The 13,037-nt window shown below is 74.3% G+C and carries 12 protein-coding genes, 1 tRNA gene and 1 pseudogene; 5 read left to right on the forward strand and 9 right to left on the reverse strand.

Annotation, left to right across the window (positions count from 1 at the left end; genetic code table 11):
* Positions 1-248, forward strand: a pseudogene (locus tag ACFUVW_RS14390) (DNA-3-methyladenine glycosylase); the annotation flags it as partial.
* A 62-nt stretch (positions 249-310) separates the two neighbouring features.
* On the forward strand, positions 311-829 hold the full coding sequence (locus tag ACFUVW_RS14395) for a methylated-DNA--[protein]-cysteine S-methyltransferase (RefSeq protein WP_430572009.1): 519 nt from the start codon (positions 311-313) through the stop codon (positions 827-829).
* 50 nt (positions 830-879) lie between these two features.
* Here ACFUVW_RS14395 and ACFUVW_RS14400 read toward each other — a convergent pair whose 3' ends face one another.
* The 9 genes from ACFUVW_RS14400 to dcd form a co-directional block, all read right to left on the reverse strand.
* The gene (locus tag ACFUVW_RS14400; RefSeq protein ID WP_430572010.1) at positions 880-1,947 is read right to left on the reverse strand and encodes a cation diffusion facilitator family transporter; all 1,068 of its coding nucleotides are present in this window, start codon (positions 1,945-1,947) and stop codon (positions 880-882) included.
* A 23-nt stretch (positions 1,948-1,970) separates the two neighbouring features.
* On the reverse strand, positions 1,971-2,327 hold the full coding sequence (mnhG, locus tag ACFUVW_RS14405) for a monovalent cation/H(+) antiporter subunit G (RefSeq protein ID WP_430572011.1): 357 nt from the start codon (positions 2,325-2,327) through the stop codon (positions 1,971-1,973).
* Positions 2,324-2,725: a monovalent cation/H+ antiporter complex subunit F gene (locus tag ACFUVW_RS14410; protein WP_430572012.1), complete on the reverse strand. Its 402-nt coding sequence runs from the start codon at positions 2,723-2,725 to the stop codon at positions 2,324-2,326. The genes mnhG and ACFUVW_RS14410 overlap by 4 nt, the downstream gene beginning before the upstream one ends.
* On the reverse strand, positions 2,722-3,357 hold the full coding sequence (locus tag ACFUVW_RS14415; protein ID WP_430572013.1) for a Na+/H+ antiporter subunit E: 636 nt from the start codon (positions 3,355-3,357) through the stop codon (positions 2,722-2,724). The genes ACFUVW_RS14410 and ACFUVW_RS14415 overlap by 4 nt, the downstream gene beginning before the upstream one ends.
* Positions 3,354-4,952 (reverse strand): Na+/H+ antiporter subunit D, encoded by a 1,599-nt coding sequence (locus tag ACFUVW_RS14420; RefSeq protein WP_430572014.1) that lies wholly within the window; start codon positions 4,950-4,952, stop codon positions 3,354-3,356. The genes ACFUVW_RS14415 and ACFUVW_RS14420 overlap by 4 nt, the downstream gene beginning before the upstream one ends.
* On the reverse strand, positions 4,952-5,527 hold the full coding sequence (locus ACFUVW_RS14425; protein WP_430572015.1) for a Na(+)/H(+) antiporter subunit C: 576 nt from the start codon (positions 5,525-5,527) through the stop codon (positions 4,952-4,954). Before ACFUVW_RS14425 ends, ACFUVW_RS14420 begins: the two co-directional genes overlap by 1 nt.
* Positions 5,527-8,436, reverse strand: coding sequence for a Na+/H+ antiporter subunit A (locus ACFUVW_RS14430; protein ID WP_430572016.1), 2,910 nt, complete (start codon positions 8,434-8,436; stop codon positions 5,527-5,529). The genes ACFUVW_RS14425 and ACFUVW_RS14430 overlap by 1 nt, the downstream gene beginning before the upstream one ends.
* Before the next feature lie 115 nt (positions 8,437-8,551).
* The gene (locus ACFUVW_RS14435; RefSeq protein ID WP_430572017.1) at positions 8,552-9,670 is read right to left on the reverse strand and encodes a hypothetical protein; all 1,119 of its coding nucleotides are present in this window, start codon (positions 9,668-9,670) and stop codon (positions 8,552-8,554) included.
* 137 nt (positions 9,671-9,807) lie between these two features.
* Complete coding sequence (gene dcd / locus ACFUVW_RS14440; protein WP_430572018.1) at positions 9,808-10,383, reverse strand: dCTP deaminase; 576 nt, start codon at positions 10,381-10,383, stop codon at positions 9,808-9,810.
* Between the two features lie 564 nt (positions 10,384-10,947).
* Between dcd and ACFUVW_RS14445 the strand changes: the two genes are divergently transcribed.
* The 3 genes from ACFUVW_RS14445 to ACFUVW_RS14455 all read left to right on the forward strand — a co-directional run bounded on the left by ACFUVW_RS14445 (position 10,948) and on the right by ACFUVW_RS14455 (position 12,937).
* A complete protein-coding gene (locus ACFUVW_RS14445) occupies positions 10,948-11,151 on the forward strand; it encodes a cold-shock protein (protein WP_430572019.1) in 204 nt (67 codons plus the stop codon).
* A gap of 102 nt (positions 11,152-11,253) precedes the next feature.
* Positions 11,254-11,327, forward strand: a tRNA-Gly gene (locus ACFUVW_RS14450).
* A gap of 131 nt (positions 11,328-11,458) precedes the next feature.
* Positions 11,459-12,937 carry a histone-like nucleoid-structuring protein Lsr2 gene (locus ACFUVW_RS14455; RefSeq protein ID WP_430572020.1) on the forward strand — a complete coding sequence of 493 codons (1,479 nt, stop codon included), beginning with the start codon at positions 11,459-11,461 and terminating at the stop codon, positions 12,935-12,937.
* The last annotated feature ends 100 nt before the right edge of the window (positions 12,938-13,037 follow it).

A 13,037-nucleotide genomic window follows, 5' to 3' on the forward strand; every position in this document is an offset into this window, starting at 1 on the left:
GGATCGGGCCGTGGACCGCCGCCTACGTCGCGATGCGCGTGCTGCGCGACCCGGACTCCTGGCTCGACGGCGACGTCGCGCTCCTCGCGGGCGCCGCCGCGGCCGGCGTCGACCTGGACCTGCCCGCCGACGCCCCCCGCGCGGCGCGGTCGCGCGCCCTCGCCGCCCACGCCGAGCGCTGGGCTCCGTGGCGCTCGTACGCCGCACTGCACCTGTGGCGCGCCGCCCTGCCGCCGACCGGGCGGTGACGCCCCCGACCGCCCCGCCCTCACCACCGCCGCCCGCTCGTCCCCGACACCACGGAGGAACCATGTCTGCCCGCACCACCACCCTGAGCACCCCGGACGGCCCGTTCACCGTCGTCGTCGACCCGGACGGCACGGTCCTCGCGTCGGGCTGGACCACGGACGCCGACGCGTTGGTCGGCCTCGTCCACCCCGACGTCCGGCCCACCGCGACGACGCCCGTGCCCGACGACGACCCGGCCGTCGCCGGCCCCGTCGCAGCGGTGCGGGCCTACTACACCGGCGACGTGCGCGCGATCGACGCCGTGCCCGTCCGCCAGGTCTCCGGCCCGTACCGCGCGCACGCGTGGGACGTCTTGCGCACCGTCGACGCCGGCGACCCGGTCACGTACACCCGGTACGCGGAGCTGTCCGGCCGCCCCGCCGCGGTGCGCGCGGCGGCGGGCGCGTGCGCGATGAACGCCGCCGCCCTGTTCGTGCCCTGCCACCGCGTGCTGCGCACCGACGGCAGCCTCGGCGGCTTCCGCTACGGCCTGGACGTCAAGCGCAGCCTGCTGGCCCACGAGGCCCGGCACGCCGGCTGAGCCCGTCGCCGTCGTGACGACCGGTCAGAGCGACAGGTCAGAGCGACCGGTCAGAGCGACGGCTCCTCCGGCGTGGACACGGTGAACACCGCGCCCGCGATGACGGGCACCCGCGTCGCGGCCCGCTCGAGGTCGTCGAGGCGCCGCGCGACGGTCTCCTCCGGCTCGTTGCCGCTGAGGTCGACGCTGGCCACGAGGTACAGCGACCGCGGCCCCACGTACTCGAGCCGCAGGTAGGTGACCCGCTCCACCTGCGGCAGCGTCACCAGGTGCTCGAGCACGGCGGCCCGCGTCTCGGGGCGGGCCGCCTCCCCGACGAGGAAGCGGCGGTTGCGGTCCACGAGCACCAGGGAGACGACGGCGAGCACGACGCCGACGACGATCGAGCCCACGGCGTCGGGCACGGGCGACCCCGTGAGCTGGTGCGCGAGCACGCCCCCGAACGCCACGACGAGGCCGATCAGCGCCGCGGCGTCCTCGGCGTAGACGGCGCGCAGGGTGGGGTCGGAGGTAACGAGCACGTGGTGCAGCACGTCGTGCTCGGCCTTCTTCGCCTCGGCGCGCGCCTGCCGGCTGGCCTGCAGGAACGAGACGCCCTCGAGCACGAACGCGAGGCCGAGCACGGCGTACGCGACGCCGAAGTCGCTCGCGGGCTCGGGGTGCACCAGCTCCTGGACGCCGTGCGTGATGGACACCCCGGCGCCGACGGCGAACAGGCCGATGGCGGCGAACATCGACCACACGTACGCCTCGCGGCCGAAGCCGAGCGGGTGCTCGCGGTCGGCGGGGCGGCGCGAGCGGCGGTCGGCGACGAGCAGGAAGACCTCGTTGCCGGTGTCCGCCCAGGAGTGCACGGCCTCCGCGAGCATGGAGGCCGACCCCGTGACGGCGGCCGCCACGGACTTGGCGACGGCGACGAACCCGTTGGCCGCGAACGCGATGATCACGGTGAGGGTGCTCTCGCCGGAGTGCGCGTCCTGCACGACCCGGGGGCTCGCGAGGGGCTCCGGCGGCGCGGCACCGGGCCCGGCGTCGGCGGGGCGGCTGAGCGCCTCGAACAGGTCGGGCGGGTCGGCGGGGTCGGGCTCGCGGTCGGGTCCGGGCTCGGCAGGGGCCATGCGCCCGGTCTACCAGCCGCAGGTCAGTCGGGCTCGCCGAACTCGTTGGGGCGGAGGTCCTCGGGGTCGACCTTGCCGGTGCGGAACCCCGCCCGGCCCACCATGTGCGCGGCGACGGGCGACGTGACGAGCTGGAACGCGACGACCAGCACGAGCATCGCCACGGCCGACCAGCTGCGCACCCGCAGCGCGAGCGCCGTGAGCAGCAGGATGAGGCCCAGCACCTGCGGCTTGGTGACGGTGTGCATCCGGGCGAGCAGCGACGGGAAGCGCACCAGCCCCAGCCCGGCGCCGAGCGTCAGGAACGCGCCGGCGAGGAGGCACACCGCGGCGACGGTGTCGGCGATCGTCGTCCACAGCCCCGGATCGACCTGGGTCATCGCGGCGCACCCCCCGCGCTCTCTCCGTCGTCCTCGGCATCGATGGCGCGCACGCCGTCGCGCTGCTCGCCGCGCGGCACGTCGGCGGCGCGCGCCTGGGCGGCGACCTCCTCGGGCGTGCGCACGCGACCCTCGTCCTCGGGCTCCTTGGCGGCGAAGCGCGCCATCGTCACCGAGCCGACGAAGCCGACCATCGACAGCGCGACGAGGATCGGGATGGTCTCGGTGCGTCGTGACCAGATGGCCTCGATGGCGATGGCGCACACGAGCGTGACGGTGAGGGTGTCCAGCGCGACCGCCCGGTCGAGCATCGACGGCCCCCGCTCCACGCGCACGAGCGCGAGCAGCGCGGCGACGGCCACGAGCACGGCGGCCGCGATCACGGCGGCGAGCATCATGCGTCCCTCTCCCCTCGCCCGGACGGCGGCGGCACGACACCGGGGCCCGCGTCGAGGGCCGCGGCGGCGTCGCCGGGCGCCAGCCCGCACCGGGCCAGCACGGCGTCGCTCGCGAACGCGCGCAGCACCCGCTCCTCGAGCGCCAGCGTGTCGCGGCGCACGGACTCCGCGCCGCCGGAGGCGTGGATGTCGAGCACGTGCAGGTAGACGACGCCCGTGCTGCGGCGTGCCTCGACGACCAGCGACCCCGGCACCAGCGACGACATCACGGCCGTGATGGTGAGGTACGCGTCCTCCGGGTTGCGCAGCCGGACCGCGACGATCGCGCCGTGCGGCGTCGGCCCCGGCCGGACGGCCTTCCACGCCACCTCGAAGGAGGCGACGAACAGGTCGGCGACGAACCGCGCCACCAGCACGACGGCGCGCCACGGCCGCACCGTGCCGCGCATGTCGATGGCCGGCAGCGGGAACATCATGACCACCGCCCCGGCGATCACGGCGCCCGCGATGACGTTGGCCCACGACAGGTCGCCCCACAGCAGCACCCACACGGCGGTGAGCAGCACCAGCGCGTGCCACTGCGAGCCCAGCCGGCGCAGCAGGCGGGCGGGTCGGCGCGACCGCGGGCTCATCCGTCCCCACCCCCGTGCGCGGCGTCGTCGCCCACGACGACCGACTCGCCCCGGCCGCGGTCCGCCCCGTCGGGGAAGACGGCGTCGACGTAGGTGTGGCCGTCCATGGACGCGGTGGCGGCGCGCTCGGCGTACCCGTACAGCGGGCCAGCGGCGACGGTGAGGAGCAGGCCGAACGCGACGAGGGCGCCGGTGGGCAGCACCATCCCGCGCGGCAGCGGCACGTCGGACTCGATCTCCTCCGACGGTGCTTGCCAGAACGCCTTGTTCCACGCCTTGACCACCGCGTACAGCGTGAGCAGCGACGTCACGACCGACCCGACCACGAGCACCCAGGCCAGCCCGGTCCCCACGGTCGCGCCCTCGGTGAGCAGCCCGACCTTGCCGAGGAACCCGGAGAGCGGCGGGATGCCGGCCAGGTTGAGCGCGGGCACGAAGAACAGCACGGCGAGCCCGGGCGCGAGCTTCGCGAGGCCGCCCAGCCGGTCGAGCGACGTCGACCCGCCCCGCCACTCGACGAGCCCCACCACGAGGAACAGGGCCGTCTGGACGGAGATGTGGTGCACGACGTAGTAGATGGCCGCGGCCGTGCCCGCCTCAGTGGCGAGCGCGATGCCGAAGATCATGTAGCCGATGTGGCTGACCAGGGTGAACGACAGCAGACGTTTGACGTCGTTCTGCGCCACGGCGCCCAGGATCCCGATGACCATGGTGAGCAGCGCGAGCACCATGAGCACCTGGTCCACCGTGGGGTTGTCCGGGAACAGCAGGGTCTGCGTGCGCAGGATGGAGTACACGCCCACCTTGGTGAGCAGGCCCGCGAACACGGCGGTGACCGGCGCGGGCGCCGTCGGGTAGGAGTCCGGCAGCCACGCGGACAGCGGGAAGATGGCGGCCTTGATGCCGAACGCGAGCAGCAGCAGGAGCTGCAGCGCCGTGCGCACGGTCGGGTCGATCTCCGGCAGCCGCTCCGCGAGCTGCGCCATGTTCACCGTGCCGGTCGCGCCGTAGATCAGCGCGATCGCGGTGAGGAAGAGCAGCGACGACACCAACGTGACGATGATGTACACCGACCCGGCGCGGATGCGCTCCGCCGTGCCACCCAGGGTGAGCAGCACCGCGGACGAGGCGAGCAGGATCTCGAAGCCGACGTAGAGGTTGAACAGGTCGCCGGTGAGGAACGCGTTCGCGACCCCGGCGGCCAGGATGAGGAACGTCGGGTGGAAGATCGCGACGGGGATCATGTCGCCGCGCGTGGTGCCCGGGTCGTCCTCCCCCTCGGGCACGCCCTGCCCCAGGGAGTACAGGAGCACGCACAGCAGCATCACGAAGGACACCGTGAGCATCACGGCGGAGATGCGGTCGGCCACGAGGTCGATGCCGACCGGCACGGCCCAGCTGCCGACCTCGACGACGATCGGGCCGCCGTCCGCGGCGACCAGCAGCCCGACGGACGCGGCGAGGGCGGCGGCGAGCGCGGTGACGCTGATGATGCGCTGCACGCGGGCGTACCGGTGCAGGGCGAGCGTCAGGCCCGCCGCGAACAGCGGCAGCATGACGGGCAGCGGCACGAGCGTCGCGGTGTCCCAGGGCATCACGGACGCTCCTTGTGACCGTCGGCGCGGTGCCCGTCCGTGGGGTGCCCGTCCGTGCGGTGTCCGTCCGTGCGGTGCCCGTCCGTGCGGTGATCGTCGTCGTCGCTGTCGTCGACGTCGTCGTACACGTCGGCGGCCTCCTCGTCGAGCGTCTGGTCGAGCCCGCCGGCGTCCGCGTCCTCGAACGCGGGGGCGTTGAGCGCGGCGTGCCGGGCGACGCGCCGGTCCTCGACGTCGTCCGCGACCTCGTCGTGGCCGTGCAGCTGCCAGGACCGGTAGGCCAGGGCCAGCACGAACGCCGTGAGCGCGAGCGTGATGACGATCGAGGTGAGCACCATCGCCTGGGCGAGCGGGTCGCTCATCCGCACGCCCTCGGGGGCGTTGCCGATGATGGGCGAGGCGCCCGACCGGCCGCCCATGACGAGCAGCATGAGGTTGACGCCGTTGCCGATGAGGACGAAGCCGAGGAGCACCCGGGTGAGCGGGCGCTCCAGCAGCAGGTAGACGCCGGTGCCGAACAGCACGCCGATGGCCAGCACGAGGACGGCCGGCGGGGTGTTCTCGAGGACGACCATCAGACGGTGACCTCCTCGCGCGCGGGCCGCGGGTCCTGGCGGTCGATCTCGGCGCCGAGCGTGCGCAGCAGGTCGAGCACCAGGCCGACGACGACGAGCATCACGCCGATGTCGAAGAACAGCGAGGTCACGAGGTGCACCTCGCCGAGCACCGGGAAGTGCAGGTCCACGATCGTGCTCTGCAGCACCTCCTGACCGGCGACGAGCGTCGCAAGGCCCACGCCGGCGGAGAGGAACAGGCCGGTGCCGAGCAGCACGCCGGGGTTGACCGGCGCGGCCTCGCCCAGCTCGTACCGCCCGCCCGCGAGGTACCGCACGGCGAACGCGATGCCCACCACGAGCCCCGCCGCGAAGCCGCCGCCGGGCGCGTTGTGCCCGCTGAACAGCAGGAACAGGGCGAACACGATCATGGCGTGGAAGATCACGCGGGTGACGACCTCGAACAGCACCGACCGGCGCTCCGGCTCCAGGGTGCTGCCGGCGGCGAGCCACACGCGGCGCGTGTGCGGGTCCGACCGGCTGACCTCGTCCACGCGGGACAGCCGCAGCACCTCGCCGCTGCGCTGCCGCAGGAAGATGAGCGACGCGACGCCGGTCGCCGCGACGAGCAGCACGGAGATCTCGCCGACGGTGTCCCAGGCGCGGATGTCGACCAGGGTCACGTTGACGATGTTCTTGCCGCCGCCCCAGGTGTAGGCCTCGTCGGGGAAGTGGGTGCTGATCGGCTCGGCGACGCGCACCAGCGGCGCGGCGACGGTGAGCGCCATCATGACGACGCCGGTCACCACGCCCAGCGCGAGGCGCAGCCAGCGGCTGGCGGCGAGCGGCCGGTCCGTGAAGTACGGGGGCATGCGCCGCAGCACCAGCATCATCACGACCAGCGTGACCGTCTCGCACAGCACCTGGGTGAGGGCGAGGTCGGGGGCACCGTGCAGCATGAAGAGGGTCGCGTTGGCGTACCCGGCGACGCCCACCAGGACGACGGCCTTGAGGCGGCGGCGGGCGCGCGCAGCGAGCACGCAGGCGACCACGACGACGGCGACGACCGCGGCGTCGGCGGGCCGGTCCCACAGCACGAGCTCCAGCGGCGGGTGCCCGCTGACCAGCCCGGACGCGATGACCGTGCCCGGCGCGACGGCGAGGACGACGAGGATCACGCCGAGGTAGACGGGCAGCGAACCGCGCTGGGTGGCGGCGGTGACGTCGGCCGCGAGGTCGTCCAGCCGGCGCATGGTGCGCCGGTAGGTGACCTCGGCGGAGCGCGGCGACCACAGGAAGTCCTGGGCCTTCTCGACGCGGGCCCGCTGCCAGAAGAGGACGAAGCCGGCGAGCAGCACGAGGACCGTGATCGCGAGGACGGGCGTGAACCCGCCCCACAGCACGAGATGGCCGGGCTCCCCGCCGGGGTAGAGGTCCGCGTACGGGGCGAGCAGCCGCTCCCCCGTCGCCGGCACCAGTGCGACGGCGAGGCCCAGCACCGCGAGCACGAGCGGCGGGGTGACGAGCAGCCACGGCTGGCGCCGCACCGGCGTCGCGGGCGCGGGCTCCGCGGCGGCGTCACGCGCCGTCGCGGGGACGCCCGCCGCGGCCGCCCCCGGGCGCCGCTTGGTGCCGAACGCGCCCCACGCGAACCGCAGGCCGTACGCCACGGTGAGCGCCGAGCCGACGGCCACGGCGAGCAGCGCGATCCACTCGACCGTCCCGGCGCCGTGCGTGACGTCGTGCCACAGGCCCTCGAGCGCGGCCTCCTTGGCGACGTACCCGGCGAACGGCGGGAACCCGATCATCGAGGCGGTCGCGAGCACGCCCGCCACGGCGGTGAACGGCATCGTGCGCCACAGCCCGGACAGCTTGCGCAGGTCGCGGGTGCCGGTGGCGACGTCCACCGCGCCCACGACCAGGAACAGCGCCGCCTTGAACATGGCGTGCGCGCCGAGCATCGCGAGGCCGGCGAGCGCCAGGGCCCTGCTCCCGAGCCCCAGGAGCAGCACGATCAGGCCGAGCTGGGAGACGGTGCCGAACGCGAGGACGAGCTTGAGGTCGTGCTGGCGCAGCGCCTGGTAGCCGCCCAGCAGCAGGGTGCCGCCGCCCAGGACCAGCACCAGCCAGCGCCAGACGGGCAGGTCGGCGAACGCCGGGGCGAAGCGCGCCACGAGGTAGACGCCCGCCTTGACCATGGCCGCCGCGTGCAGGTACGCGGACACCGGCGTCGGCGCCGCCATCGCCGCGGGGAGCCAGAAGTGGAACGGGATGAGCGCGGACTTCGTGGCCGCGCCCGCGACGAGGCAGACCGCCGCCCAGGTGACCGCGGTGCCCGACGGCGGGTCCGCCACGAGCTCCGAGACCCGCCAGGTGTCGCCCACGACGCCGAGGATGATGAGCCCGACCAGCATCGCCAGGCCGCCCGCCGTCGTCACGACGATCGCCTGCATGGCCGCGCGCCGCGACGCCTTGCGGTCGGCATAGTGGCCGATCAGCAGGTAGGAGAAGACGGTGGTGAGCTCCCAGAACACGAACAGGAGCAGCAGGTCGTCGGCGACGACGAGGCCGACCATGGCGGCGGCGAACGCCGTGAGCACGGCCGCGAACCGGCCGAGGCCGAGGGCGTCGCGGGCGAAGTAGGCGGAGCAGTAGAGCAGCACCAGGGCGCCGACGCCGCCCACCACGAGCAGCATGAACCACGCGAGGGTGTCGAGCTGCAGGGTGATCGACAGGTGCAGGCCGGGGACCCACGGGACCTCGGTGGTCGGGAAGTCTCCCGCCGTCACCCGGGGGGTCATCGCCAGCGCGTACGCGGCGGCCGACGCCGGCCCGAGGGCCAGCACCCAGAAGGCTCTCCTGCCCAGCCACGCCACCAGAGCCGGCGCCGCGAGGGCCAGCAGGAAGGTGAAGAGCAGCACTGAGAGCACAGCACTCCGTCCGGTCGAGGGGCGGGGCGTCGGCTTTACTTTACCGGCAGCGAGCGATGGTCCGACGCTGACGAGATGACACGTCGGTGTGACCTGGGTCGCTCGCGAGCAGCGCCTACAGGTCCTCGGGGGCGAGCAGGAAGTCCGCCTCGTCCGCGATCTCGCCGCCGACGGCGGCGTGGATCGCGACCGCCATCTTCCCCACGAGGTCGGCGGCGCGACGCCGGGCGACGACGTGCGCCGCCTGCGGGAACTCCTGGTTCGCCTCGTACACGTCCGGCGGGTCCCAGCGCACGTGGTAGCAGACGGCGCCCGCGGCGGCCCACGGCAGCTCGCGCACCAGCAGGGGCAGGGTCTCGTCGCCGATCACCTCGACGGTGACGGAGCCGTCGAGGCCGAGGTCCGTCGTCAGGCCGTACGCGTCGAGCACCATCGGCGCCTGCAGGGCCTCGATGTCGACGTCGTCCGCGCGCTCGTGGATCGCCTTGCGCACCTCGGGGTCGAGCGGCTCACCCGGGTACAGGGGCCGGTCCGCGATCCCCGCGGGCGGGCCCTGGTACGGCTTGCCCTCGGTCGCGAGGCGCACCCGCGGGTGCGTGGCCTGCAGCACGCGGTGCGCGGCCTGCGGGTCCAGCCAGATGTCGGAGTACACGGTGAGGTCCACGGCCCGGTCCGGGTCGGGGGTCAGCACGACGCCCGGTCCGGCCGCGCGACGGCCGCCGTCGGCGTCGTCCCACGTGCCCGCGACGTCGAGCCGCACCGAGCCGCCCAGCCGGCGCGCCGCCTGGACCAGCCAGGAGACGACGCGCTCCTCCTCGCGGTTCGGCAGCCCCGCGGGGAACGCGCGCCCGAGGCCGTCCCGGTCGCCCCCGAATCGGGCCGCGTCGTCCCAGCGCTCGCGCGGGCACACGACGTCGAACACCATCGCGGTGCCGCCGGGCAGGCCCGCGTCCACGCCCTTGCCCGACGGCGCGTACGGGCCCGAGACCACGCTGTGCCGCGACAGCCGCAGCACGCCCGGCTCCCCCGCGTTCGCCATCCGGCCCACCGGGACGTCGGCGCCCGGAAGGTCGGCGGGGACCACGTCCCAGCGCGTGCCGACGAAGCGCGACATCGCGAGGACCTCGATCTCGTCGACCACGACGTCCGACGGGACCCCCAGCAGGTGACGCGCCTGGTGACCCTGCGCCGCCACCTGGGGCAACGGGGGCAGGGCGGGCTGGTTCTGGGCCACTTGGCGGAGCTCCTTCCGGGACCGGGGCGCGCCGGTACCGGCGCGGCGGGACCGAGCGTAGCGACGTCCCGCCCCGTCGCGGAACGGCCCGTCCGCCGCCCCGGCGCCCGCTCTCCGGCCCGGCCCGCGCGCGGCGCTCAGACGTCGCTCCGGTGGAACGACTGCCACGACCGGCTGGCCGTCGGGCCGCGCTGTCCCTGGTACCGCGAGCCGTACGCGTCCGAGCCGTACGGGTGCTCCGCCGGGGACGACAGGCGGAAGAAGCACATCTGGCCGATCTTCATGCCCGGCCACAGCGTGATCGGCAGCGTCGCGACGTTGCTCAGCTCCAGCGTCACGTGCCCCGAGAAGCCCGGGTCGATGAATCCCGCCGTGCTGTGCGTGAGCAGGCCGAGCCGCCCCAGCGACGACTTGCCCTCCAGCCGCGCGGCGACGTCGTCGGGCAGCGTCACCGACTCGAACGTGGAGCCCAGCACGAACTCCCCCGGGTGCAGCACGAACGGCTCGTCCGGCGCCACCTCCACGAGGCGCGTGAGCTCGGGCTGCTCCTGCGACGGGTCGATGAACGGGTACTTGTGGTTGTCGAACAGCCGGAAGTACCGGTCGAGGCGGACGTCGATGCTGGAGGGCTGGAGCATCGACGGGTCGTACGGGTCGAGGACGACCCGCCCGGCGTCGAGCTCGGCCCGGATGTCGCGGTCGGAGAGCAGCACGGGGACACGGTAGTCGGGTCGGCCGGCGCGTGCCCCGTCGTCCCGATGCCGGGCCGCGACCGGCCCTCGTGTATCCTGGGGGCCGCGCACGCCGCGGGATCCGACCCCGGCACTCTTCGGTACCTCGCATCGAAGCCAGGTCCGCGCGCAGGGGACAGCACCGCTGTCCACGACGATCTCCGCCCGTCCGGCGCGGAGCGAGAGCAGAGCAGAGAGCATCACTTCTTCCACCATCGCAAGGCCCACGTCCGCGTCCGCGGCGGAGGGCAGCACCCCCACGTCCCCTGTGTGGCGCCGGGCCGACGACGACCTGTGGGTCGCGACGGTCGACGGCGAGTACGGGGGCATGATCACCCGACAGCCGGACGGCTATCACGTGCACGACCGCTTCTCGCGGCCCGTCGCCGTCGTCCCCACCCTTGCCGAGGCGACGGGGCTCCGCGCACCGTCACGTCACGGCGCCCCGCGCGCTCGCCGAGCCCGCGCCCACACCGTCCGCACCCGCCCGGGTGCGACGACCGGACCCCGGTTCGCGGGTCCGTCGCATCAACGAGAGAAGACACCATGACCACCGGAACTGTGAAGTGGTTCAACGAGGAGAAGGGCTTCGGCTTCATCGCCCCCTCCGACGGCACCGCCGACGTGTTCGCGCACTACAGCGCGATCATCGCGGACGGCTTCCGCTCCCTCGCCGAGGGCCAGCAGGTCGAGTTCGAGGTGACGCAGGGCCCCAAGGGCTCGCAGGCCTCGAACATCCGCCCGCTCTGACGCCGCTGCCGGCACGCCGTCCGCGGCGTGCCGGCCACCGGTTCGGAGCATCACCCCCGGTTGGGTATGATCGGGGCGCGCACACCGTCAAGGTGCTGCTGCGCGGGTGTAGTTCAATGGTAGAACTTCAGCTTCCCAAGCTGACAGCGCGGGTTCGATTCCCGTCACCCGCTCCAAGCTTGAACATGCAGGTCAGAGCACGTATGGGCACGTACCGCCCGGCTCTGGTCACACCGGAAATCTCGTCTGGCGTGACCTAACGTGACCGATCCTCTCGGGGGTCGGCCCAGCCGGAAGCGAGGCCCACGTGTCGTCAGCACCCCTCTCCCCCACCCCCGAGCACCCCATCGAGCTCGACGCCGGCGCGCACCCCGTGCCGCTCGCCGCTCCGGGTGAGCTCCCCGTCGACCGGCCCGTGCGGCGCGCTGCGCGCCGCCAGACGCGCCGCGGTTACGGGAACGTCAACCAGCTCCCGTCGGGACGCTGGCGCGCCCGCTACACCGGCCCGGACGGCAAGCGACGCACCATCGGCACCTACCCCACCCGCGGCGAGGCCGACGCCGCGCTCGCCGGGGTGCTCTCCGACGTCTACCGCGGCACCTACCGCGCGCCCGAGCGCGGCGCCGTCACGTTGGCGACCTACGCCCGCCGGTGGCTCGCCCAGCAAACGGAGCTACGCCCGCGCACCGTCGACCTGTACGCGCGGCTGCTCGACCGGTGGGTGCTGGCCGAGCTGCCCGTCGTCGGGTCGAGCTCGCGGATCGACCTAGGCCGGGTCGAGCTGCGCGCGCTCACCCCTACCGGCGTCGCCGAGTGGTTCGCCGCCGTCAGCGGCGCGGCGCGCGTGTCGGCGACCGCGCGGGCCGAGCGTGCCGCCGGCGCGACCGACGCCCAACACGCCCGCGCGTGGGCGCGAGCCCAGGGCATGAACGTCGGTGCAAGCGGGCGCCTGCCGGCCGCGGTCGTCGCCGCCTGGCGAGCCGCTGACCGGCCCGCCGCGGCGACCGGCGCCGCACCGTCTCTCGACGCCGGCCGCACCCAAGCCGCCCAGGCATACCGGCTGCTGCGCACGGTGTGTAACGCCGCGGTGCGTGAACGGCTCATCGACGCCTCGCCGTGCCAGGTCCGCCGAGCCGGGCAGGTGAAGCCGGCCGAGCGCGTGCCGGCGACGCCCGAGGAAGTCGACACCATCGCCGCCGCGATGCCTGAGCGTTACCGCGCCGCGGTCGTCTTGGCCGCGTGGTCGGCGCTGCGGGCCGGCGAGCTGTTCGCGCTCGAACGACGGCACGTCGAGCGGGTGCCCGGCGGGGTGCGGCTGCGCGTCGAGCAAGCGCTCGTCGACGTCGCCGGCCAGGCGGTCACGTTCGGCCCGCCCAAGTCCGACGCCGGCCGGCGCACGGTGAACGTGCACGGCCCAGCCGCGGCAGCGCTGCTGGACCACCTGCGCACGTTCACCGGCCCGGGCGCACGCGCGCTCGTGTTCGCTACCGAGACCGGTCGGCCGGTGCGCGCCGGCCAGCGCACGCAGATGTTCGCCCGAGCTCGTCGAGCTGTCGGGCGTGACGACCTGCGCTGGCACGACCTGCGGCACACCGGAGCGACCCGCGCTGCGGAAGCCGGCGCCACGCTGCGCGAGCTACAGAACCGGCTCGGGCACTCGACCATCGCCGCGGCGCTGGTCTACCAGCACGCCAGCGACGACGCCGACCGCCGCCTCGCCGAGCGCATGGCCGCGATGACCGAGCGCGAGGCCGAAGCGTCGAATCTGTACCGGCTGCCCGCGTGAGCACGGGGGCGCCGACGGCTCACCACCGGATCGGGCCGAGCCGTAGCATCGGCGACATGCCCGCCGGTGCCGCACCGCGCGAGCTCGGCGAGGACGACGT

Source organism: Isoptericola sp. NPDC057391 (assembly GCF_042668085.1).
Lineage (GTDB): Bacteria > Actinomycetota > Actinomycetes > Actinomycetales > Cellulomonadaceae > Isoptericola.

Excerpts from the sequence above, each read along its gene's own strand:
- ACFUVW_RS14395 (WP_430572009.1), top strand. The coding sequence starts at position 311 with ATGTCTGCCCGCACCACCACCCTGAGCACCCCGGACGGCCCGTTCACC.
- ACFUVW_RS14400 (WP_430572010.1), bottom strand. The coding sequence starts at position 1,947 with ATGGCCCCTGCCGAGCCCGGACCCGACCGCGAGCCCGACCCCGCCGAC.
- mnhG (WP_430572011.1), bottom strand. The coding sequence starts at position 2,327 with ATGACCCAGGTCGATCCGGGGCTGTGGACGACGATCGCCGACACCGTC.
- ACFUVW_RS14410 (WP_430572012.1), bottom strand. The coding sequence starts at position 2,725 with ATGATGCTCGCCGCCGTGATCGCGGCCGCCGTGCTCGTGGCCGTCGCC.
- ACFUVW_RS14415 (WP_430572013.1), bottom strand. The coding sequence starts at position 3,357 with ATGAGCCCGCGGTCGCGCCGACCCGCCCGCCTGCTGCGCCGGCTGGGC.
- ACFUVW_RS14420 (WP_430572014.1), bottom strand. The coding sequence starts at position 4,952 with ATGCCCTGGGACACCGCGACGCTCGTGCCGCTGCCCGTCATGCTGCCG.
- ACFUVW_RS14425 (WP_430572015.1), bottom strand. The coding sequence starts at position 5,527 with ATGGTCGTCCTCGAGAACACCCCGCCGGCCGTCCTCGTGCTGGCCATC.
- ACFUVW_RS14445 (WP_430572019.1), top strand. The coding sequence starts at position 10,948 with ATGACCACCGGAACTGTGAAGTGGTTCAACGAGGAGAAGGGCTTCGGC.